Origin of the sequence: Streptomyces sp. NBC_01257, from assembly GCF_035917255.1 — a bacterium.
In the GTDB taxonomy this organism is placed as follows: domain Bacteria; phylum Actinomycetota; class Actinomycetes; order Streptomycetales; family Streptomycetaceae; genus Streptomyces.
Map to the genome: position 1 here is coordinate 3,703,711 of NZ_CP108472.1, position 20,594 is coordinate 3,724,304.

The 20,594-nt window shown below is 72.3% G+C and carries 22 protein-coding genes and 1 tRNA gene; 11 read left to right on the forward strand and 12 right to left on the reverse strand.

The window, feature by feature from the left end:
* The first annotated feature begins 41 nt into the window (after positions 1-41).
* Positions 42-1,103: an SGNH/GDSL hydrolase family protein gene (locus OG408_RS15695; RefSeq protein ID WP_266786211.1), complete on the forward strand. Its 1,062-nt coding sequence runs from the start codon at positions 42-44 to the stop codon at positions 1,101-1,103.
* 17 nt (positions 1,104-1,120) lie between these two features.
* Here the strand turns inward: OG408_RS15695 and OG408_RS15700 are convergent, their stop codons facing one another.
* Positions 1,121-1,834: a GntR family transcriptional regulator gene (locus OG408_RS15700; RefSeq protein WP_326670406.1), complete on the reverse strand. Its 714-nt coding sequence runs from the start codon at positions 1,832-1,834 to the stop codon at positions 1,121-1,123.
* Between the two features lie 166 nt (positions 1,835-2,000).
* On the opposite strand from OG408_RS15700, the gene OG408_RS15705 reads away from it, so the two are divergent.
* From OG408_RS15705 to OG408_RS15735, 7 genes are all read left to right on the forward strand, one after another.
* Positions 2,001-2,999, forward strand: coding sequence for a BMP family protein (locus tag OG408_RS15705; RefSeq protein WP_326670408.1), 999 nt, complete (start codon positions 2,001-2,003; stop codon positions 2,997-2,999).
* Positions 2,996-4,600: an ABC transporter ATP-binding protein gene (locus OG408_RS15710; protein WP_326670410.1), complete on the forward strand. Its 1,605-nt coding sequence runs from the start codon at positions 2,996-2,998 to the stop codon at positions 4,598-4,600. The genes OG408_RS15705 and OG408_RS15710 overlap by 4 nt, the downstream gene beginning before the upstream one ends.
* Positions 4,597-5,649: an ABC transporter permease subunit gene (locus OG408_RS15715; protein WP_266779656.1), complete on the forward strand. Its 1,053-nt coding sequence runs from the start codon at positions 4,597-4,599 to the stop codon at positions 5,647-5,649. Before OG408_RS15710 ends, OG408_RS15715 begins: the two co-directional genes overlap by 4 nt.
* Complete coding sequence (locus OG408_RS15720) at positions 5,646-6,578, forward strand: ABC transporter permease (protein ID WP_326670412.1); 933 nt, start codon at positions 5,646-5,648, stop codon at positions 6,576-6,578. The genes OG408_RS15715 and OG408_RS15720 overlap by 4 nt, the downstream gene beginning before the upstream one ends.
* A gap of 35 nt (positions 6,579-6,613) precedes the next feature.
* Positions 6,614-7,606, forward strand: coding sequence for an ornithine cyclodeaminase family protein (locus OG408_RS15725; protein WP_326670413.1), 993 nt, complete (start codon positions 6,614-6,616; stop codon positions 7,604-7,606).
* A gap of 193 nt (positions 7,607-7,799) precedes the next feature.
* Positions 7,800-9,020, forward strand: coding sequence for an acetyl-CoA C-acetyltransferase (locus OG408_RS15730; protein WP_266779662.1), 1,221 nt, complete (start codon positions 7,800-7,802; stop codon positions 9,018-9,020).
* Between the two features lie 413 nt (positions 9,021-9,433).
* A complete protein-coding gene (locus tag OG408_RS15735) occupies positions 9,434-10,303 on the forward strand; it encodes a hypothetical protein (RefSeq protein ID WP_266779664.1) in 870 nt (289 codons plus the stop codon).
* A gap of 106 nt (positions 10,304-10,409) precedes the next feature.
* Here OG408_RS15735 and OG408_RS15740 read toward each other — a convergent pair whose 3' ends face one another.
* Positions 10,410-10,727: a hypothetical protein gene (locus OG408_RS15740; RefSeq protein WP_266779666.1), complete on the reverse strand. Its 318-nt coding sequence runs from the start codon at positions 10,725-10,727 to the stop codon at positions 10,410-10,412.
* A gap of 102 nt (positions 10,728-10,829) precedes the next feature.
* On the opposite strand from OG408_RS15740, the gene OG408_RS15745 reads away from it, so the two are divergent.
* Positions 10,830-11,057 carry a DUF4287 domain-containing protein gene (locus tag OG408_RS15745; RefSeq protein ID WP_266779668.1) on the forward strand — a complete coding sequence of 76 codons (228 nt, stop codon included), beginning with the start codon at positions 10,830-10,832 and terminating at the stop codon, positions 11,055-11,057.
* A gap of 123 nt (positions 11,058-11,180) precedes the next feature.
* On the opposite strand, the gene OG408_RS15750 is transcribed toward OG408_RS15745, so the two are convergent.
* Together OG408_RS15750 and OG408_RS15755 are read right to left on the reverse strand one after the other, a co-directional pair.
* Complete coding sequence (locus tag OG408_RS15750; RefSeq protein WP_266779670.1) at positions 11,181-12,068, reverse strand: Bax inhibitor-1/YccA family protein; 888 nt, start codon at positions 12,066-12,068, stop codon at positions 11,181-11,183.
* A 139-nt stretch (positions 12,069-12,207) separates the two neighbouring features.
* Positions 12,208-12,840: a DinB family protein gene (locus tag OG408_RS15755; RefSeq protein WP_326670415.1), complete on the reverse strand. Its 633-nt coding sequence runs from the start codon at positions 12,838-12,840 to the stop codon at positions 12,208-12,210.
* A 138-nt stretch (positions 12,841-12,978) separates the two neighbouring features.
* Between OG408_RS15755 and OG408_RS15760 the strand changes: the two genes are divergently transcribed.
* Positions 12,979-14,163 carry an alpha/beta hydrolase family protein gene (locus tag OG408_RS15760; RefSeq protein WP_285564931.1) on the forward strand — a complete coding sequence of 395 codons (1,185 nt, stop codon included), beginning with the start codon at positions 12,979-12,981 and terminating at the stop codon, positions 14,161-14,163.
* Between the two features lie 4 nt (positions 14,164-14,167).
* Here the strand turns inward: OG408_RS15760 and OG408_RS15765 are convergent, their stop codons facing one another.
* The 5 genes from OG408_RS15765 to OG408_RS15785 all read right to left on the reverse strand — a co-directional run bounded on the left by OG408_RS15765 (position 14,168) and on the right by OG408_RS15785 (position 17,681).
* Positions 14,168-14,554 carry a DUF4259 domain-containing protein gene (locus tag OG408_RS15765; protein WP_266786213.1) on the reverse strand — a complete coding sequence of 129 codons (387 nt, stop codon included), beginning with the start codon at positions 14,552-14,554 and terminating at the stop codon, positions 14,168-14,170.
* Positions 14,555-14,649: 95 nt separating this feature from the next.
* The gene (locus tag OG408_RS15770; protein WP_326670418.1) at positions 14,650-15,063 is read right to left on the reverse strand and encodes a DUF3592 domain-containing protein; all 414 of its coding nucleotides are present in this window, start codon (positions 15,061-15,063) and stop codon (positions 14,650-14,652) included.
* A gap of 10 nt (positions 15,064-15,073) precedes the next feature.
* Positions 15,074-15,529, reverse strand: coding sequence for a hypothetical protein (locus OG408_RS15775; protein WP_266779678.1), 456 nt, complete (start codon positions 15,527-15,529; stop codon positions 15,074-15,076).
* Between the two features lie 36 nt (positions 15,530-15,565).
* Positions 15,566-16,156, reverse strand: coding sequence for a hypothetical protein (locus OG408_RS15780; protein WP_266779680.1), 591 nt, complete (start codon positions 16,154-16,156; stop codon positions 15,566-15,568).
* A 25-nt stretch (positions 16,157-16,181) separates the two neighbouring features.
* Positions 16,182-17,681 carry a hypothetical protein gene (locus OG408_RS15785; protein ID WP_285564935.1) on the reverse strand — a complete coding sequence of 500 codons (1,500 nt, stop codon included), beginning with the start codon at positions 17,679-17,681 and terminating at the stop codon, positions 16,182-16,184.
* Between the two features lie 285 nt (positions 17,682-17,966).
* Between OG408_RS15785 and OG408_RS15790 the strand changes: the two genes are divergently transcribed.
* The gene (locus OG408_RS15790) at positions 17,967-18,194 is read left to right on the forward strand and encodes a hypothetical protein (protein ID WP_266779684.1); all 228 of its coding nucleotides are present in this window, start codon (positions 17,967-17,969) and stop codon (positions 18,192-18,194) included.
* A gap of 23 nt (positions 18,195-18,217) precedes the next feature.
* On the opposite strand, the gene OG408_RS15795 is transcribed toward OG408_RS15790, so the two are convergent.
* From OG408_RS15795 to OG408_RS15805, 3 genes are all read right to left on the reverse strand, one after another.
* Complete coding sequence (locus OG408_RS15795) at positions 18,218-19,363, reverse strand: PP2C family protein-serine/threonine phosphatase (RefSeq protein WP_266779686.1); 1,146 nt, start codon at positions 19,361-19,363, stop codon at positions 18,218-18,220.
* 404 nt (positions 19,364-19,767) lie between these two features.
* Positions 19,768-19,929, reverse strand: a complete 162-nt coding sequence (locus tag OG408_RS15800; RefSeq protein ID WP_285564941.1) for a superinfection immunity protein — start codon at positions 19,927-19,929, stop codon at positions 19,768-19,770.
* A 329-nt stretch (positions 19,930-20,258) separates the two neighbouring features.
* A tRNA-Leu gene (locus tag OG408_RS15805) sits at positions 20,259-20,344 on the reverse strand.
* Positions 20,345-20,594 lie beyond the last annotated feature (250 nt).

Consider the following 20,594-nt stretch of genomic DNA (forward strand, 5'->3'; position numbering starts at 1 on the left):
ACGGCGACGAGGAGGTGGACCGGACTGTGTCGAGGGCGAGGGTGGCACGGCGGATCGCGGCGGGCGCGGCCTACGGCGGTGGCAGCATCGGGCTGCTGGGCGCCGCGGCGGTAGGCGTCCTGCTGGCGGAGGTCCAGCTGGCGAAGCGGCAGGTGGGCGGTGGTGTCGCACCGGTCCCGCCGAGTGCGGACGGGCGGTACGGGGTGGCGTTCGCCGGCCCCGCGGAACCCTTGCGGTTCGGGCTGCTCGGTGACTCCACGGCGGCCGGGCAGGGGGTGCGCCGGGCCGGGCACACCCCGGGGGCGCTGCTCGCCTCGGGGCTCGCGGCGGTGTCGGAGCGGCCGGTGGATCTGCGCAATGTGGCGCAGCCGGGTGCCCGTTCGGACGATCTGGAGCGGCAGGTCTCGCTGCTCCTCGCGGACCCGGCCCGGGTGCCGGACGTCTGCGTGATCATGATCGGGGCGAACGACGTCACGCACCGGATGCCCGCCACCCAGTCGGTGCGCTGTCTGACGACGGCGGTGCGCAGGCTGCGGACGGCGGGGGCCGAGGTCGTCGTGGGCACCTGCCCCGACCTGGGCACGATCGAGCCGGTCTACCAGCCGCTGCGGTGGCTGGCGCGGCGGGTGAGCCGGCAGCTGGCGGCGGCGCAGACGATCGGTTCGGTCGAGCAGGGCGGGCGGACGGTGTCGCTGGGCGATCTGCTGGGCCCGGAGTTCGAGGCGAACCCGCGGGAGCTGTTCGGCCCGGACAACTACCACCCGTCGGCGGAGGGCTACGCGACGGCGGCGATGGCGCTGCTGCCGACGCTCTGCGCGGTGCTCGGGCTGTGGCCGGAGACCGATCATCTGGACGGGGCCCGGCGCGAGGACATGCTGCCGGTGGCCAAGGCGGCGTCCCAGGCGGCCAGGGAGGCCGGTACGGAGGTCACCGGGGCCCGGGCGCCCTGGGCACTCCTCAAGCACCGCAGGCGGCGGCGTCTGCCCTCGGCCACGGAGCCGCATCCCCATCCGCACCCGGAGATGCACGGGGAACCGGGCGGCTCCACCCGGGTGGAGCGCCGGCCGGGCACGGACACGGGCACCTCGCCCCGGCACGCCTGACCGGAGCGGCGGCCGCGTCAGGCCGCCGGGGACTCCGGGGCCCGGCGGCGCCGGCGTGAGGCGACCTCGGCCGGGTCGACCTCGGGGTGCGACCAGCGGGCGGCCAGCTCCGTGCTGGTCGCCCGGCCGCTCGCCACGTGTGCGTGGGCCAGGGCGGCGGCCCGGTCCGCGTCCCGGGCCGCGATGGCCTCGTACAGCACCTCGTGCTCGGCGCACTGCTCGTCCGCGTCGCGCTGCGCGGTCAGCCGGAACAGCCAGTGCGTACGGGCCTCCAGCGGGCCCATGATGCCGCTGAGCAGCGGGTTGGCGGCCAGTTCCACGATGTCGACGTGGAAGCCCGCGTTCGCCTCGGCGATGGCCCGCCAGTCCCCGGACCTGGTCGCCGACCTCGCCTGCTCCAGCCGCTCCGCCAGCCGGGCCAGCCCGGTCTCGTCGTGGCGCTCGGCGGTGAGCCGGGCCGCGAGGGACTCCAGTGACTCGCGTACGTCGAAGAGGTCCCGTACGTCGGCGGGCGTGAACGGCGCCACCAGCGCGCCCCGGTGCGGGACCAGCACGACCAGTCCCTCCGCGGCGAGCAGCCGCAGTCCTTCGCGCAGGGGAATGCGGGAGACCTTCAGCTCGGCGGCGAGGTCCCGTTCCACGAGGCGCCGGCCCGGCGGGAGGTCGACCTCTACGATCCGCCGCCGCAGGGTCTCGTACACCAGGTCCCGCAGCGAGCTGCGCTCCGTCACGTTCCTCCTCCTGCCGTCCGTCAACCACAGGTTACGCGGGCGGGGCGAGGGCGCCGCCATTGCTAACCGACGCCTAACACGGCCGCAACACGGCGGGCCGACACTGAGCCGCGTAACGGTATACCAGTAACCGGCCCGTGGGCCGCACGTCCTCCTGGAGGCACCCGTGGTGCACCTGCGCAACTCCGTCACGGCCTCGGCACTGGCCGCGGGCCTGCTCCTGCTCACCGCCTGCGGTTCGGACGGGGGCTCATCGGCCGAGGGCTCCGGCGAGGCCGTCAGGGTCGGCGTCCTGTTCGCCGGATCGGTCTCCGACCAGGGATTCATGCAGTCCGCGCACCTCGGGTACCTGCGCGCCGGGAAGGCGCACCAGGGCAAGGCGCGGCTCACCATGGTCGAGCAGATCCCGGCCGCCGACTACGAGGCGGCCCTCGTCCGCTTCGCCGGCTCCTCCGACCTGGTGATCTCGCTCGGCGGCCAGACCGACGCCTCCGTCCGCAAGGTCGCCCCGCGCTTCCCGGAGGTGAAGTTCGTCGAGATCGGCGGACCCGCCGACGGGAAGCCGCTGGCCAACCTCGGCCTGTACGACCCCCAACAGGCCGAGGCCGCCTTCCTCTCCGGCGCGTCCGCCGCCCTGCTCAGCAAGAAGGGGACCGTCGGGTTCGTCGGCGGCGCCGAACTTCCCGCGATCGTCAACGCGGCCGAGGAGTTCGCCAACGGGGCGAAGGCCGCGAAGCCGGGTGTGCGGGTGCTGCCCCCGCAGTACCCGGGCGACTTCAACGACGTCGCCAAGGCCAAGCAGTCCGCACTGGCCGACTTCGGCGCCGGGGCGGACGTGCTGGGCCAGGTCCTGAACCTCGGCCAGAAGGGCCTGGCCCAGGCCGCCTCGCAACGCGGCGGCCGGATCGTCGGCGGCCCGATCCCGGCGGAGTGCGGCAGCGCCCCGGCGTACGCGGGATATGTGAAGACGGACATCGGCGCCGAGATCGAGTACGCCGTCGCGCACGCGCTCGACGGGACCTGGAAGGCCGAGAACGTGAAGTTCGGCCTCACCGCCGACAAGCCCGCCAGCGACCTCCTGGTGTGCGGCGCGGACGCGGCCACCCGGCGCAAGCTCGACGAGCTGAAGCAGCGGATCGCCACCGGGAAGATCACCACCCTGTGAGCGCGCCCGCCGCTCTGGAGATCGCCGGACTGACCAAGTCGTTCGGTGACACCCGCGCCCTGGACGACGTCGCCCTGCGGGTCGAGGCGGGCACCGTCCACTGCGTCCTCGGCGAGAACGGCGCGGGCAAGTCCACGCTCTGCCACCTCGTCGGCGGCGGCCTCACCCCCGACGCGGGGACGATGCGGCTGTACGGACAGGGGTACGCGCCCGCCCGTCCGGCCGACGCGCTGGCCGCCGGGATCGCCACCGTGCACCAGCACTTCTCCCTCGTACCGACCCTGACCGTGGCGGAGAACCTGCTGCTGCCGGCTGCCCGCTCGCTGCGGCTGCCGCGCCGCGAACTCGCCACCAGGCTCGACCGTCTGGAGGAGGCGTACGGACTCGGGGTCGACCCCGCCGCCCGGATCGCCGACCTCCCCGTCGGCATCCGCCAGCGCGTCGAGATCGTCAAGTGCCTGCTGCGCGATCCGCGGCTGCTCCTGCTGGACGAACCGACCGGCGTGCTGGCCCCGGCGGAGGTGGACGCCCTGCTCGACACCTGCCGCCGCATCGCGGCGGACGGCCGGGCCGTCGTCCTGATCACGCACAAGCTCGGCGAGGTGGCCCGGGCCGGTGACGCGGCGACCGTGCTGCGCGGCGGCCGCGTCGCGGGCAGCGCCCCGCTCTCCGAGCTGCCCGCCGAGAAGCTGGTCCCGCTGATGATCGGCCGCGCCCCGGCCGATCTGGCTCCGGAACTCGCGGCCACACTGGGCCTGGAGCCGGAGACGGGTACGCATACGGGCCGGGCACCGGGTGCGGGCGCGGAAGACGCCGTACGGGCCGGGGTCCCCGCCCTGCGCCTGCGCGGGGTCTCGGTCCGGCGCGGCGACGGGTCGTACGCGCTGGAGGACGTCGGACTCGACCTGGCACCCGGCGAGATCCTCGGCATCGCCGGGGTCGAGGGCAACGGCCAGAGCGAACTGATGGCCGTGCTCGGCGGGGCCCTGACCGTCGAGGACGGGCGCGTCGAGGCCGGCGGAACGGACCTGACCCGTGCCTCGCCGCGCACCCGTACCACCGCCGGCCTGGGGATCGTCCCCGAGGACCGGCACCACGAGGGCTGCGTGCCCGAACTGTCGGTCGCGGAGAACCTGTTCCTCGGACGGCTCGGCGCGTTCCGCCGCTTCGGGGTGCTCCTGGACCGGGCCGCGATGCACCGGGCGGCCGGCCGGGTGCTGGCCGAGTACGACGTCCGGGCCGCCGGTCCCGGCGCGCCGATGTCCAGTCTCTCCGGCGGCAACCAGCAGAAGGTCGTCCTCGCCCGGGAGCTGGCCCTCGACCCGCTCGTCTGCCTGGCCGCCGCCCAGCCGACCCGGGGTCTGGACGTCGGAGCGGTGGACGCCGTACTCGGCAGGCTGCGGGAGGCCGCGGCCCGTGGGGCGGGCGTCCTGGTGGTCTCCAGCGAGCTCGACGAACTCCTCGCCCTCTGCGACCGGATCGCGGTCGCCTACCGGGGCCGGCTCCACGGCCCCGTCACCACCGCGGACCCCGGCGCCCGCGCCACCGTCTCCCGTCTGATGCTCGGCGCCGGCACCCCAGAACTGGAAGCGGCCTCATGATCGCGCCCCTCACCCCCTCCTGGCGGCACCCCGCCGTCATCGCCTCGCTGGCCGCCCTCGCGGCCGCCGGCGCCGGACTCCTCCTCGTCATCGGCGCCGGTGCCACCCCGGCCGCTGCGGGCGGCGCCCTGATCGAGGGCATGTTCAGCACCCCGTACGCGATCGGCTCCTCCCTCAACACCGCCGCCGTCCTCGCCCTGATCGCCACCGGGTTCACCGTCGCCCACCGCGCCGGCCTGGTGAACGTCGGCGGCGAGGGCCAGCTCTGCGCCGGCGGGGTCGCGGGCGCGGCGGCCGGCCTCGCACTGCCCGCGGGGACGCCCCCGGTGCTCGGGGTCACGGCCGTGCTGGCCGCGGGCTGCGCGGCGGGCGCCCTGTGGGCCTGGGCGGCCGGACTGCTGCTGGTGCGGCGCGGCACCAGCGAGGTCATCACCACGCTGCTCCTGAACTTCGTCGGCATCGGGCTCGTCTCGCTCGCCGTGCACGAGGAGGCCCTGCTGCGGCAGCCCGCCACCTCCACCGAGACGCTCCCGCAGTCGGCGCCGCTGCCCGAAGCCGGCCGGCTGCCGCTGCTCGGACCGGCGGACTCGCCCGCCACCGCGATCGTGGCCGTCGCCCTGCTGGCCGCCGTGGTGACCGCGCTCGTCCTGCACCACTCCCCGACCGGACTCCGGCTGCGCGCCGTCGGGCACTCGCGCCCGGCCTCGCTGCGGCTGGGCGCCCCGGTCGACCGGCTGCGGGCCGGCTCACTGGCCGTCGCGGGCGGCCTCGCCGGGCTGGCGGGCGCCGCGCTCATGGCGACCGCGCCCTTCGTGCTGGCCGAACACTTCTCGTCCGGGTACGGCTTCTCGGGACTGGTGGTCGGCCTGCTGGCCCGGGGCTCGCTCACCGCCGTCGTGGGCGTCTCGCTGCTCTTCGGCTTCCTGACGAACGGCGGCATCAACCTCCAGCTGGCCTCCCAGGTGCCCGCCTCCTCCGTGCAGATCGTGCAGAGCCTGCTGGTGCTGTTCATCGCCGCCTCGATGCTGTGGAAGGAGAAGCGCCCATGAGCACCGAGCAGGTCCTCACCGAACTCGCCTCGGGCGGGGTGCGGCTCGCCGTGCCGCTGCTGCTCGCCTCGTCCGGGGAGCTGGTCAGCGAACGGGCCGGCGTCCTGAACCTGAGCGTCGAGGGCATGATGCTCACCGGCGCCTTCGCGGGCGCGGCCGGCTCGTACACCACGGGCAGCGCGGCCGCCGGGGTGCTGTGCGCGCTGATCGCCGGCCTCCTCTTCGCCGCCGTCCAGGCGCTGCTGAGCGTGACCCTGCGCGCCGACCAGATCGTCACCGGCATCACGGCCAACGCGCTGGCCCTCGGCGCGACCACCTACGGGGCGCGGCTGCTGTTCCCGGAGGGCACCGGGGACTCGGTGGCGGGCTTCGACCCCGTCGCCGTGCCGCTCCTCCACGAGCTGCCGGTCCTCGGTCCTGCCCTGTTCGAGCAGACCGCCCTCGGCTATCTGGCGTTCGCGGTGGCCGGGGCCCTGGCCCTGCTGCTGAGCCGCCGCACCGGCCCGGGGCTGATGGCCGACGCGATCGGCGAGGACGCCACCGCCGCCGACCGCAGCGGCCTGCCGGTGGCGGCGGTCCGGTACGCGGCGGTGCTCCTGACCGGAGTGACCGCCGGGCTCGCCGGGGCGCAGCTCTCGCTGGCCGAGGTGCACGCGTTCAGCGACAACATGACCGGCGGGATCGGCTACCTCGCCGTCATCGCGGTGATCGCGGGCCGCTGGCGGGGCGGTCCGACGATCGTGGCGTGCCTCTTCTTCGGCCTCGCGCAGGCGCTCCAGTTCGTCGCTCCCACGCTGGGTCTGCACCTGCCGTCGCCACTGCTGGTGACGCTGCCGTACGTCATCGCGCTGCTCGCGGTGAGCGGTCTGGTGGGACGCAGCCGGGCCCCGTCGGGCCTGACCGTCCCGTTCGTCCGCGGCGCCCGCTGACCGCCCCCTCCGACCGCTCGCAGAACGGATTCCGTATGACTCTGGTCCTGACCCGCTCCGACATCCTCGCGATGCTCGACCACGAGGAGACCGTGGCGGCGGTGGAGGAGGCGCACACCGATCTCGCCCGGGGGACGGCGGTGCTGCCGGTGCCCCCGGTGATGCGGCTGCCCGGCGGGGAGGGCGGGGCGTTCCTCGCGATGGCCGCCGCCTCCGCCCGGGCGGAGCTGGCGACGGTGAAGCTGCTGGCCGATCTGCCGGCGAACCGGGAACGCGCCCTGCCCGTGCAGCGCTCGGCGATCCTTGCGGTGTCGACGGCGGACGGCGGGTGCGCGGCGCTGCTGGACGGCGGGGCGGTGACCCGTTTCCGTACGGCGGCGGCCTCGGCGGTGGCGACCCGGGCGCTGATGCGGCCGGATGCCCGGGTGCTCGGCCTGATCGGCACCGGCCCGCTCGCGCCGGCCCACGCCCGCGCGCTGCGGACGGTGTGGTCGTACGAGCGGGTGGTCCTCTGGGGACGTACCCGCGACCGGGCGCTGGAGCTGGCCCGGCGGCTCACCGACGAGCTGGGGGTGGCCGTCGAGGTGGCGGCGGGGCCGCGCGAGGTGACCGTGGCCGCCGATGTGCTGTGCACGCTCACTCCGTCCCGGGAGCCGCTGGTGCGGGGGGCGTGGTTCCGGCCGGGTCTGCACGTGAACGCGGTGGGGGCGCCGCCCCGGCCGGACCACCGGGAGATCGACACCGAGGGGATGCGGCGCTCGGTGGTGGTCGTGGACGCGTACGACACGGCGGTGACCAAGTCAGGCGAGGTGGTGATCGCGCTGGCGGAGGGAGCGCTGCGCGAGCAGGACGTCCGTCGTGAGCTGGGGGACGTGCTGACGGGGGCGTGCGCGGGACGCACCTCCCCCGAGGACATCACCCTGTTCGGCTCGGTGGGCATCGGCCTCCAGGACCTGGCCGCCGCACGGCTGCTCATCGACCGTGCGGGGGAACGGGGGCTCGGCACCCGGATCGATCTGACGGCCTGAGCGTCCGCCCCGAGGCCCGGGCGGTCCGACCGCCCGGTCGCGGCCTCCGGGCCGCCCGGCGGACAACGAACTGAGCGGTTGCTTAGAAAAGAGGCCCGCATCACACGCCCCGTCGGGTGACCTCGGCCGTACGTCCGGGTAACTTCCAGAGCAGTCCTGCCCGACAGCCTTCCAGCCCTCATGGAGCCGCGTGATGCCCGAAGCCGTGATCGTCTCTGCTGCCCGTTCGCCCATCGGCCGGGCCTTCAAGGGTTCGCTGAAGGACCTGCGCGCGGACGACCTGACCGCCACGATCATCCAGACCGCCCTCGCCAAGGTGCCCGAGCTGGACCCCCGGGACATCGACGACCTGATGCTCGGCTGCGGCCTCCCCGGCGGCGAGCAGGGCAACAACCTGGGCCGCATCATCGCCGTGCAGATGGGGATGGACCACCTTCCCGGCTGTACGGTCACCCGCTACTGCTCGTCCTCCCTGCAGACCAGCCGCATGGCGCTGCACGCCATCAAGGCCGGCGAGGGCGACGTCTTCATCTCGGCCGGTGTCGAGATGGTGTCCCGCTTCGCCAAGGGCAACTCCGACAGCCTGCCCGACACCCGCAACCCGCTGTTCGCCGACGCCGAGGCGCGCACCGCGGCCCGTGCCGCGGAGTCGGGCGCGAGCTGGCACGACCCGCGCGAGGACGGCCTGGTCCCGGACGCGTACATCGCGATGGGGCAGACGGCGGAGAACCTGGCCCGGATCAAGGGCGTCACCCGTCAGGACATGGACGAGTTCGGCGTCCGCTCGCAGAACCTCGCCGAGGAAGCCCTGAAGAACGGCTTCTGGGAGCGCGAGATCACCCCGGTGACGACCCCGGACGGCACCGTGGTCTCCAAGGACGACGGCCCCCGCGCGGGCGTCTCCCTGGAGGGCGTGCAGGGCCTGAAGCCGGTCTTCCGCCCCGACGGTCTGGTCACCGCGGCCAACTGCTGCCCGCTCAACGACGGCGCCGCGGCGCTCGTGATCATGTCCGACACCAAGGCGCGCGAGCTGGGCCTGACCCCGCTGGCCCGGATCGTCTCCACCGGCGTCTCCGGCCTCTCCCCCGAGATCATGGGCTACGGACCGGTCGAGGCGAGCAAGCAGGCGCTGAAGCGGGCCGGGCTGACGGTCGACGACATCGACCTGGCCGAGATCAACGAGGCGTTCGCCGCCCAGGTGATCCCGTCCTACCGCGACCTGGGCCTGCCGCTGGACAAGGTCAACGTCAACGGCGGCGCCATCGCCGTCGGCCACCCCTTCGGCATGACCGGCGCGCGGATCACCGGCACGCTGATCAACAGCCTGCAGTTCCACGACAAGCAGTTCGGCCTGGAGACCATGTGCGTGGGCGGCGGCCAGGGCATGGCGATGGTCATCGAGCGGCTGAGCTGAACCGAGCCGAACTGAACTGAGAACCGAACTGAACTGAACCGAGCCGGTCCGGGTCCGATCGACCGGAGCGAAGGGCCGGGGCGGCACATCGCCCCGGCCCTTCGCAACTCCCCGGATTTCCGTCACCCTCCGGATGCGCCGGATCACCCGCCTGCGGCGTCCGCCGGGCCCACGCCGCGTTCCGGGCTCTCCGGCCGGACGAAGTGGCCGGTTCCGAGCCCCGACCGTGACCGAATCTCCCCCAGGATGTGACCTATCTCCCCTGGAAGAGACATACCCGCAGGTCACACCCGCATCAGGGTTAAACCCCAGGCACAAAGACCTGTCCAATTCGTGACGTAATGCACTGACACAGGGTGCCGGTACAGGACAAGCTGATGTAGGAAGTCGGGGGATCGATTGAAACCGGGAGTATGTCAGTGAGCGCCATGCCTCTTGCCCTGTTGCTGACCACCGCCGCTGCCACGGCCGTGGGCGCTGCTGCTCTGCACGCCGCTCACGGGCTGCGTCACCAGGTAGCCGCCCTGCGAAGGGAGCTGGCCGACGGCCGCGCCCGTACCGCTGCCGTACCGGCCCAGAGCCGCAACGACGCCACCCCTGCCGCCGAAATACGCGCGGCTGTCGCCGAGGCGCTGGCCGAGGAGCGGGAGCGCGAGCTCGCCGAGGCCCGCGCCTTCTGGGCGACTCAGGAGGCGCGCGACGCCGCCGACGCCCCGTCCCTGCTGGGCGGGCTGGCCGGGCTCGGCGAGGACGCCCCCTTCTTCGTGCCGCGCCAGAGCGACTTCGTCGGTCTGGAGTCGATGGACCTGGACGCCACCGAGGCGTTCGAGGAACTGTCGGAGCTGGCCGAGCTGACGGAACTGGCCGACATGGCCGAGCTGCCGGAGACCGCCGAGTTCGCCGAGGACTCCCCCGAGCTCGCCGCGGCCCGCCGCCGGCACCCCTCGCACCCCGACTTCGTGCCGGTGCAGACGCCCGTCGTCACCGACCACGAGCGCACGGTGAACCGCCTGGAGGAGCTGGCCGACAGCCGGACCGAGCTCTCCGACGTGCGCCCCGGCCCGCTCGGCACGCTCGACGTGTACGTCTTCGCCGACGGCACCACGCTCTGTATGACCCCCGGCCACCGCGAGACGGCCGAGCGTCTGGCCACCTCACTGCGGGACGGCGAGCACCCGGTACTGCTGGGCGGCTCCGGTGTCTCCGGCGCGTACGCGCTGACGTTCTCGTGCGGCAGGGAGAACGTCTACATACTGGCCGACCGGGTCATCGCGAGCTTCTAGCCCGCGGACCGGTCTCCGGCCCCACCCCCGGTACAGCGGCTCTCGCCGGCCGCTGCCCCAGGACCGCGCGCACGGTGATCCGGCGCGCACCGGCTGCGCGTACCGCCTAGGCGAACGCCCGTACCGCCGCTTCCTCGACGAACTGCACGGCCTCGTCCAGCTCCGCGGACGGGGCCATTTCCAGTGCCACGGCCAGATCGCGCCCCGCGACGGCGAGTTGGTCCCCGATCGCGAAGATCCCGGCGTCCGGCATGGTCCGCGGTTCCCGGCCCGGCGCCTCGGCCCGCTGGGCCCGCACCGCCAATTCCCTGGCCGCGGCCAGCCCTTCGGCCGCCGCTCCCCGCTGCAGCCTGCTCTGCGGGGCGGCGCGCAGCCGGTCGGCGAATCGGTCCACGGCGGTGATCAAAGGCGTCGTATCGAGCACTCCGCGACCCTACGCGCCCCTCCCGAGTGGTTGCCAACGAGCCGTTGCTCGGGCACGGTGTCGGGAAGGACCAGCAACGCGCACAACGCGTCGGAGGCGCCGATGTCCCAAGTCTTGTCCGAAGAGACCCACCGCAATCTGCTCTCCAGAATTCCGCACTGCACCGGTCGTGAGATCTCCGACTGGCTCCGCACCGTCGAGGACGGACCCGCTCTCCGCTTCGAGGAGAAGGTCAGCTGGCTGCGGAGTGAACACGACCTCGCCTATGGCCACGCGAAGGCACTCGTCCACGAGTGCGACCTGAGAAGAGCCGCTCGCAAGCTCCTCTAGGGCGTGTTTCGAAAGTCCCGCCCGGCCAGGGCCCCGTCGCCCGGCCCCGTCCCCGCGTCAACGGAAACGGCCCGCAGGCTCCGTCCGGAGCCTGCGGGCCGTTCACCTGACCGACGGCGGTGACTAGTCGTCGCCGCTGAGGATGGAGAGCAGGCGCAGCATCTCCAGGTAGATCCACACCAGGGTCATGGTGAGGCCGAAGGCCGCCAGCCAGGACTCCTCGCGCGGAGCGCCGTACGCGATGCCGTCCTCGACCTGCTTGAAGTCCAGGGCCAGGAAGCACGCGCCGAGAACGATGCCGATGACACCGAAGAGGATGCCGAGGCCGCCGCTGCGGAAGCCCAGGCCGTCGCCGCCGCCGAACGCCGCGAACAGCAGGTTGACCACCATCAGGAGCATGAAGCCCATGGCGGCGGCCATCACGAAGCCGTAGAAGCGGCGGGTGACGCGGATCCAGCGCATCTTGTACGCGAGCAGCACACCGGCGAAGACACACATGGTGCCCATCACCGCCTGCATCACGACGCCCGGTCCGATGTAGGTGCTGACCGCGCTCGAGATGACCCCGAGGAACACGCCCTCGAAGGCCGCGTACGAGATGATCAGCGCCGGGACGGGCTTGCGCTTGAAGGACTGGACGAGCGACAGCACGAAGGCGATGATCGCGGCGCCGATGGCGATCCCGTACGACTTGCCCAGGTTGGCCTCGTCGACCGGCAGCAGGGCCCAGGCGAGCGCGGCACCGAGCACGACCGTGCCCAGTGTCAGCGCCGTGCGGGTGACGACGTCGTCGATCGTCATCGCCCCGGTGCGCGCCGGCGCCTGCGGGGCGCCGTACTGGGTGTCCTGCTGGGCGTAGGGGTTGGTGGCGTACGGGTTCGGGGCGGTGCCCTGCGCGTACGGGTTGGCACCCGCTGCGGGGGCCCCGGCCTGCGGTGACGCGTTGAAGCCCGCGTAACCGTTGTCGCGGCTGAAGCCCCGTCGCGAGAAGACCGGGTTGCTGCTCCTCATCTCACTCCTCCATGGCCACCCAGCGTGGCCTTGGAACAAGAGTAATGGGTAGGCAAAACAATCTGCCTAGTGCCAGGGGAGGATCTTTCCTCACACTCCGTCCGCCCCGCCCCCGGCTCTCCGCAGCCTCCCGCCCCCTTCAGCCCGCCGCCGCCTCCCGCGCCGCCCGCTCCACCCGGGCCCGGTGGTCCGCCCACCGTGCGGCGTCTCCGGGGGCCATGTTGCGCCCCTTCTCCCGCTGCCCCGTGGCCCCGTCGATCAGCTCCCGCACCACGTCGGCGTGCCCGGCGTGGCGCTGGGTCTCGGCGACCATGTGGACGAGGGCCCGGTGGAGGGTGATCTCCCTGCCCTCTCCGCCGGGGAGCCGGCCCGTCGTGTCGAGGTCCAGCGCCTCGATCGTCTCGTCGGAGTGGGCCCACACCCGGCGGTACTGCGCGACGATCCCGTCACGGGTCTCGTCGGCCGTCGCCCAGAGGTCCGCGTCCGGTTCGGCGTCACCGGCGATCCAGAGCTCCGGCGCGTCGACCGGGCGCCCGAAGACGCCGCCGAAGTAGAACCCCTCGGCTCCGGTGACGTGCTTGACCAGCCCCAGCAGGTTGGTGCCGGTAGGAGTCAGGGGGCGCCGGATGTCGTACTCCGACAGCCCCTCCAGCTTCCACAGGAACACGTCGCGGGCATCCTGCAGGTACAGCCGCAGGTCCTGCTTGTGTTCCGCCCCGTGCGCTGTCCCGTGCGCTGCCCTGTGCTCTGTCCCAGCATCTGTTCCGGTCATGGCACCAACGTGCCGGTCGCGCGCTCCGCGATCAACGGCTTATCCACCCGCGGTCGGCTCCCATCAGACTGGAGAGGTACACCAAGTACCGCTGTGGAGCGATGTGTTGGGACCGGCCGGCGGCCTAGCGTCGACTGCGTGAACACCAGACGCCACAGAGCCGCATCGGCCATCCTGCTCGCCCTCGCCCTGTCCGCCCCGCTGCTGGGCGCCGCACCCGCCGCCTCCGCCCACCAGGGCACGCGGGCTTCCTCCCCGGTTCCGCACACGAGCGGGCCGGCGCTGCCGGTCCCCACCGGTCCGTACGCGGTGGGCCGCCACACCCTGCACCTGGTCGACAGGCACCGCACCGACCCGTGGGTGCCTGCGGCGGGGAACCGGGAGCTGATGGTGTCGGTGTTCTACCCGGCGCGCGGGACGAGCGGTTCACCGGCCGCGTACATGACCGCCGCCGAGGCGGAGCTCCTGCTGGAGGCCAGAGGGGTCGGTGGTGCGGTGCCCGCCGCGACGGTCGCGGGGACGCGTACACATGCCCGGGACGGCGCGCACCCGGCGGCGGGGCGGTTCCCCCTGGTGCTGCTCTCGCCGGGGTTCTCGATGCCGCGCTCCACCCTCACGTCGCTGGCCGTCGAACTCGCCGGTCGCGGCTATGTCGTCGCCGCCGTGGACCACGCGTACGAGTCCGTCGGGACGGTGTTCCCCGGAGGGCGCATGCTGCCCTGCGTGGCCTGCGAGCAGGCCGGCACGAAAGAGGAGCTGGCAGGTGTCGTACGCGGCCGGGCGAAGGACCTGTCCTTCGTGATCGACGAGCTGACGAAGGGCCGGCGGGCGGGGGCGCTGTCGCGCGCGATCGACCCGGGCCGGATCGGAATCGCCGGGCATTCGATCGGGGGCGCGAGCGCCGCGGCGACCATGGCCGCCGATCGCCGGGTACGGGCCGGGGCCGACCTGGACGGTGACTTCTTCGTGGACCCCGCCGCCACGGGGCTCGGCCGGCGCCCGTTCATGATGCTCGGCGCCGAGTCGACGCACGGCCCCGGCAGCGCGGACAGCGACTGGCCCGCGGCATGGCGGCATCTGGACGGCTGGAAGCGCTGGCTGACGGTGACCGGCGCCGAGCACTTCTCGTTCACCGATCTGCCGTGGCTCGCCGCCCGGCTGGGCCTGGAGGATCCCGCCGCACCGCTCTCCGGGGAGCGCAGCTGGTTCCTCACCCGCGACTACGTGGCCGCCTTCTTCGACCTCCACCTGCGGGGCCTGCCTCAGCCGGTACTCGACGGGCCGGCGGCCGCGTATCCCGAGGTCGTGTTCCGGCAGCCGTGAGGCGCTACTCCACCACCGCCGACGCCGCCGTCTCCGACGCCTCGGCCAGGCGCTCGAACGTCGCGTTCAGCACCTTCCGGCGCTCATCCTTGTATGCCTCGTCCGGCTCCAGGCCGTCGATCGTCCGCTCCCACACCCCCAGGAACGTCTCCTGCCAGGACCGGATCACCCCGGCCGGCGGGAGGGTGACGCCCACCCAGCCCTGCCGGTCCAGGAGGAGCAGCAGTTCCAGGTTGCAGGGGACGGTCACGCCCCAGTACTCGTCCGGTTCCAGCTCGACCGGGTCCCCGGCCATCGCCTCCGTCACCTCGGCGACCAGCCGGGCGGCCAGGTCCCCGAGGTGGTCCGCCGCCGTGTCGCTGTCGAAGTTGCCCGCGCCCCACGTGCCCACTGTTCCGCCTCCGCGCTGTGCGTCGTCGTCGCTTCTCCGCGTCATCACAGCAGGAGGCACTGACAACCGGGCCGGTCCGCCCGGGAATCCGGGCGTCAGCGGAACAGGTTCTCCGGGAAGTCCGTGAGGAACATCAGCAGCACCAGTCCCATCAGCAGCAGGGAGACCGCCCCCTCGGCCAGGGCGGCCCGCGGGCTGCCCGCCAGGGTGGCCGTCCGGTGCGGGTCCGCGGGGTCGTAGCGCACCGTGACCCGCGCGCCCTCGACGAAGCGCTTGTTGCCGCCGTTGCGGAACTCGACCCATTCCCCGCTCTGCGCGGTGAACGCGAAGACGTACCAGGACCGCCGGTCGCCCGAGGAGCCCGTGGCCGTGTCGCGCTCGTGCACCCGGACGCAGCGCGCCGGAGCGGAGACGCCGGAGCGTGTGCCGCGCAGCTGCTGGGCGGTCCGGCCCAGGGATCTGAGCGCCACCAGCCCGACCACACCGGTGATGACGAGCGACGTGTCCATGGAGAACCTTCTAACCGTTGCGCAGCCTGTCGACGAGGAAGCCCACCGCACAGCCAACCACCAGGACCACCAGCTGCACCAGGAACGTGAGCACGGTGAGGTCGCTGCCCTGGGAGAAGAAGATCAGCAGCTGCAGGGCGACGGCCGGGGTGAACGCGGCGATGCAGTGCCGGACCAGGGACTCCCTCGACGCGCCCTGGTGCACGGCCGCCGACGCCCAGGTGGCGAGGGCGATACAGGCGGCCGACGGCAGGTGCAGCAGCAGGATCGTGCGGACCGGTGAGGCCATGGTGGACACGTCGTCGCCGGTGATCACGTCCCAGACGAGTATCGCCAGGGCCAGCTCCGTCATCAGCATCACGACGATGCCCGCCGCCCACGGCAGCATGAAGTTCATCAGCCGCGGCCGGTCCTGGCCGGGCGCGGGGGCGGGGGCGTACCCGCGGGGTGCGTCATATCGGGACATGGGGCTGCCTCTTCGTCGTCGCCCGGCGTACGGGAGCTACTTCACCTGGATGCTGTCGACGATCTTCGTCCGGTCCGCCTCGGTGAGCTTGCCCTCCTGGGCGTCGATGCGGACGGAGTAGATCTTTCCCTCGGAGTCGACGCCCGTGATGACCACGCCGTCGACCGTCGCACCCTTCGGGGGCGACTGCGGCACACCCGTACCGGTGTAGGTGAAGTCGATGCGCCTGGCATCCTCCGCACCCTTGATGTCCGCCTTCTTCGTGCCCTTGACCTCGGTGGTCGCCATCAGGAGCGCCCGGCCGACCGAGGCGGCGTCGTCGCCCGTCGAGGCGTCGGCGAAGCCGCTCTGGATCGACACCTTCACGGTCGGCCGGCCGCCCTCGCTGCGCAGGGCCGAGGCGTCGTTGAGCTTGCCGCGCTCCGCCGCGCTCTGCTCCGTGAGATCGGACGGGTAGGCCAGCGACACCGTGGGCCCGGTGAGCTTCTTCCAGCCGCTGGGCGTGGCGGACTCGGCCTTGTCCGCGCCCTCCTCGCCACCGCACGCGGCGAGCATCAGACCGGCGGTGAGCACAGCGGTCGTGACGGCGACAGTCCGCACCGTCCGCCGGACGGAAAGCTTGGTCATGATCACGTCTCCTTGTACCTGTGGATCACTTGGCACAGTAGCTGTACGGGAAGAACGAACGCTGGCCGCCGGAGGGAGCCCCCAGGAACTCGGCCTTCGTCAGGCTCTTCTGCGACTCCGAGCTGGTGTAGGCGCCGTTGATGCCGGCGACCTCCAGGTTGATGTCGAGACCGATCTCCTCGGACGAGGACGAGCCGTCGTACTCCTGCTTGCTGACCTGGCCGTGGTTGAACGCGTAGTGGCCGAACGGGTCGCCGGCGCCGGGGTCCTCGGTCGGTACCGGCGTCCCGGTGAAGAGGTAGTTGAAGGCACTGTTCATGCCCTGGCCGGAGAACATCTGGGCCTTGATGGCATCGGACTCGGCCTTGGACATGTTCTTGTCGTCCAGCGGGACGGTCGTGGTGATGACCTGGGTGGTCGTCCCGCCGCCCTTCTCGTTGCCGTTCACATCGCCCTTGAGACCGGCGCTGGCCTCCGCCTTGCCCTCCAGGGTCCGCGTCATCGTGATGCTCTTCACCTTGCCGGTCTTGCTGTCGACCGTGACGGTGATGGCGCCCGCCGCCGAGCCGGAGGCCTCCGCACCGGCCTTGGCCGGTCCCGCCTCGCCCTTCGCGTACGCCCCGCCGGTGGCCTTGGCCTGGTAGGTGTACGCGTCGGTGTTGTTGATGTGGTTCTGCGTGAGCGTGACTTCCTGGGCCTCGGAGATCTTGAGGCCGGCCTCGACGGTGGCGCCGGGCTTGGGGGCCGGGGTGGTCGTGCCGTCCGCGTTGGTGGTGTCCGGGGCGTTCATCCCCGCGCCGAACTGGAAACCGGCCTGGGCGGCGACTTCGAGGCTGACCTTCTGGGTGGTGATGTGCTTGTTGCCGAGCCGGTCCTCGATGTTCTGCTTGAGGCGGCTCTCCTTGGCCTTGGGCCCTTTGCCGAACCAGCTGGCCACCTCGGTGGAACCGCCCACGATCGGGCTCAGGTTGGAGAGCTTGTTCAGCCGGCTGAGCTTCTTGTACTCCTGGAGGTCCTTGCGGAACTGGTCCGCCTCCTCCTGGCTGTCGAAGACCCAGGTGTCGCCCGTGGTGACGGTGAGACCGGCGGCGATCTCCACCTTGTCCTTGCCCACGTCACCGATCTTGATACGGCCCTTGGGCTTCTCCGTGCCCTTGACCGAGCCGGCGTCCGTGAAGGTCAGCGAGACCTGCTCGTCGTTGTCATCGATCTTGCCGTCCTTGTTGACGTCCGTCTTGGCCTTGGACGTCGTCTCCTCGAAACCGAACTCGCCACCGAACTCGATCCCGAGCGTCTCGAACGAGACCCCGAACTTCCCGCCCTGCGTTCCGGACTTCGTCACCGTGGCGCAGGTCAGCGGCTCGAACTCGGCGTTGGGGTCGCCGCCCGCATCGTTCCCGGCGCCGCCGGTGCAGCCCCCGCCGCCCATGACGGACGAGATCGCGCACGAGAACCTCTCGCTGACCTTGCCGCCGAGACCGGTCACCAGCAGGGCACCCACGATGGCCACCGCGACCATGACCATGCCGACGTACTCCAGGGCGGTCCCGCCCCTGTCACCCCATCCACTGCGCGAGGATATGGGCCCCCGATACCTCGTCCGCGGCATGATTGTCGTCCTCCCCGATGGCCTTAGGGGTCGGAGGTTACGAGAGGTGCGCACGTTCCGGCACGGGCCCGTGGGCCCAAATGCAGGGCCTCATTCCGGACGTACGGGCGAACGGCGGTGGGCCCAGTGGGTCCGGGCGGGGCCTGCGGAGATTTCGCGGAGCCGGGCCGCGCGCCGGCGGCCGCTCACTACACTCCCCCGATGAACAACATACGGTGCACCCAGTGCGGTGCGGTGGGGCTGGAACCCGGCTTCGTCGAGGACTCCGGGCAGGGGTCCCGGGGTTACGCACGGTGGATCGCCGGCGCGCTCGAACGCGGCCTGTTCGGCGGCGCGCGAAGGATGGGCCGCCCGCACTGGCAGATCGACGCCTACCGCTGCCCCACCTGCTCGCATCTGGAACTCTTCGCCACCGAGCGCGTCAACTGACGGCGCACCGACGGGGGCCGGTCCTACGGTGCCCGGTGCGGGGCACGGCGTACCGCGAGGACCGCCAGGTCATCCTGTTGCACCCCGGCGGTGAAGTCCCTCACGTCGTCGACCAGTGAACCGATCAGCCGGCCGGCGGTGATGTCGACGCGGCCACCGAGGCGCTCCTCGAGCGGATAGAAGGCGCCGTCGCGCGAACGGGCCTCGGTCAGGCCGTCGGTGCACAGCAGCAGCGTCGCCCCGGCGGGGAAGGCGAACCATGACACCGTGCGTGGTTCGTCGACCAGATTCGCCAGGCCCAGCGGTACGTGCTCCTCCCCCGCGCCGACGGCGGTGGCGACGCCGTCGTGCAGCAGGTAGGGCGGGATGTGGCCGCAGCCGACGACCTGGGTGTCGGTCCCCGCGTCCACCACCAGGACGAGCGCGGTGACGAACCGTTCGGGCTCACCGCGCTGTCCGGCGTAGTCGTTGTGCCGGACGACCGCAGCCTCCAGCGCGTCGACGAGGGCGGTCGCCGTCGGCTCACGGTGGGCTGCTTCCCTGAACGCCCCCACCACGTCGATGGCCATCCCGATGGCGGCCAGCCCCTTCCCCTGGACATCACCGATCAGGACCCGGGTGCCCCACGGAGTGGCGACCACGTCGTAGATGTCGCCCCCGACGAGCTTGTCCTCCTGCAGGGGCTCGTACACACCGTCCACCAGGACATCGTCGGTGAGCAGCGGCAACGGCCGCAGGATCTGCCTCTGCATCGCCGCGGCGGTGGACCGCAGCCGCACCAGGGCGCCCTCGCGCGCGATGCGCATCCGGGCACCGTAGACGGCCAGGGTGCCGAAGCCGACGGCGAACAGCGCCAGGATCACCCGGTCGAGGATCCGCTCCCCGGACTGGAGGACGACCGGCGCGATGACGACGAGGCTCACCCAGGCGGAGACCATCGCCGTCTGGCGCGGGCTGCACAGGGCGGCGGCGAACGCCGGCAGGAACACCAGCAGCCCGAGAAGGAGCACCGCGGTCCCGGTCAGCAGACCGAGGACGACCACCGCGGCCGTCGTCGCCAAGGTGGCCAGGACTACGTCGCGGGTGGCGGGCGTGCGGATGGCCGTGATGTCGTCGTGGTCCGTCGAACCGTGTGCCGAGGACATCGCCGCACGCAGCGGACGGAACATGCGGGCACCTCCGTCGGCGATGTGGTCGCGCCTGCGCGTGCCGCCCGTGGTGGCGGACCCGGGGCATCGATCATCCACTCCCGTCGGGGGTCCGCAGGGAGGCTGGCCGCCACCCCGCCGAAGTGCGCCCGTACGAGTACGGCACCCGGGTCGTTCCTGCGTCCGCACACGGAAGACCGGGCGGTCCCCTGTCGAGGGGACCGCCCGGCCGGGGCAGTGCGGTTACCGCACGTCGTAGGCGCGGGTGATGGTCTGCGTGACTGGGTTGTGGCGGGAGTCGGTGAGGCCGCGTGGGAGACCCGTCGGCGAGGAGGCGGCCCAGCGAGAACGGCCGGCCGGAAACGGCAGGCGAACCGCCACGGACATGCACTGCAGGGCCGGACGCCCCCGGCGGATCCGGACGCCTACAGACGGGGCTGTTGCTGCTGATTGCTGCGCGCCGCCATGGCCAGCGCGACGATCCAGCCCACCACGGTCCAGCCCAGGAAGAGATTGATCACGAACACGGATCCCTTGTTCGGCACGCCTCGCGAAAAGGCGACAAAGGCCGGCACGAAATAGGCCAACAGCAGAACTATCAGCCCTAACACTCCGAGCAGAGCACCACCACTCACAAGATCCCCCCAAGCCCCTGGATGTGAAGGCCCATTCTCCCTGCGGGTGAATGGATGTCCACAGGGCGTCGGCCGGGACCGCCGCGCCGCTCCGCCCGACCTGCCGGGCCGCACCACTACCGTCCGTGACGTCGCATCCGTGGCCCTTCGCCCGGCCCCTCCGTCACCGCCGGCCGCCGGCCCCGTTCACCGCGTTCCCGAAGGCCTCGGCAGAGGGCTCGTCCTCGAATGGGGTACCCGGGCGAACCGGTCGATTCGGCCGGTCGGGCCGGTGAGCGCGATGGTGCCCGGAACCGGACTCGAACCGGTACGCCCCCGAGGGGCAGCGAGGTTTAAGCTCGCCGTGTCTGCATTCCACCATCCGGGCTTCGCGCGGCTCCGCGTTGGCACATGACCCTATCCGGGGGCACCCGCCGAGCAGACGGACAGTGGCTCGATGTTGTCTTATTTTATTGATCGCTTGAGGGTCCGTCAGCACACGCAGAAGGCATAGTCACATGCCTGGGCGGGGTGTCGGGCACGGCGGCCGGGTATCCGAATTGACGGAAAGTCGCCGCACCCGCACAGCCGATCCGCCAGGCGCGCGCCACTGATCGCCAGGGGCGCGCCACCCCCGC

Excerpts from the sequence above, each read along its gene's own strand:
- OG408_RS15715 (WP_266779656.1), top strand. The coding sequence starts at position 4,597 with ATGATCGCGCCCCTCACCCCCTCCTGGCGGCACCCCGCCGTCATCGCC.
- OG408_RS15720 (WP_326670412.1), top strand. The coding sequence starts at position 5,646 with ATGAGCACCGAGCAGGTCCTCACCGAACTCGCCTCGGGCGGGGTGCGG.
- OG408_RS15725 (WP_326670413.1), top strand. The coding sequence starts at position 6,614 with ATGACTCTGGTCCTGACCCGCTCCGACATCCTCGCGATGCTCGACCAC.
- OG408_RS15730 (WP_266779662.1), top strand. The coding sequence starts at position 7,800 with ATGCCCGAAGCCGTGATCGTCTCTGCTGCCCGTTCGCCCATCGGCCGG.
- OG408_RS15735 (WP_266779664.1), top strand. The coding sequence starts at position 9,434 with ATGTCAGTGAGCGCCATGCCTCTTGCCCTGTTGCTGACCACCGCCGCT.
- OG408_RS15745 (WP_266779668.1), top strand. The coding sequence starts at position 10,830 with ATGTCCCAAGTCTTGTCCGAAGAGACCCACCGCAATCTGCTCTCCAGA.
- OG408_RS15750 (WP_266779670.1), bottom strand. The coding sequence starts at position 12,068 with ATGAGGAGCAGCAACCCGGTCTTCTCGCGACGGGGCTTCAGCCGCGAC.
- OG408_RS15755 (WP_326670415.1), bottom strand. The coding sequence starts at position 12,840 with ATGACCGGAACAGATGCTGGGACAGAGCACAGGGCAGCGCACGGGACA.
- OG408_RS15770 (WP_326670418.1), bottom strand. The coding sequence starts at position 15,063 with ATGGACACGTCGCTCGTCATCACCGGTGTGGTCGGGCTGGTGGCGCTC.
- OG408_RS15775 (WP_266779678.1), bottom strand. The coding sequence starts at position 15,529 with ATGTCCCGATATGACGCACCCCGCGGGTACGCCCCCGCCCCCGCGCCC.
- OG408_RS15780 (WP_266779680.1), bottom strand. The coding sequence starts at position 16,156 with ATGACCAAGCTTTCCGTCCGGCGGACGGTGCGGACTGTCGCCGTCACG.
- OG408_RS15785 (WP_285564935.1), bottom strand. The coding sequence starts at position 17,681 with ATGGTCATGGTCGCGGTGGCCATCGTGGGTGCCCTGCTGGTGACCGGT.
- OG408_RS15790 (WP_266779684.1), top strand. The coding sequence starts at position 17,967 with ATGAACAACATACGGTGCACCCAGTGCGGTGCGGTGGGGCTGGAACCC.
- OG408_RS15795 (WP_266779686.1), bottom strand. The coding sequence starts at position 19,363 with ATGTTCCGTCCGCTGCGTGCGGCGATGTCCTCGGCACACGGTTCGACG.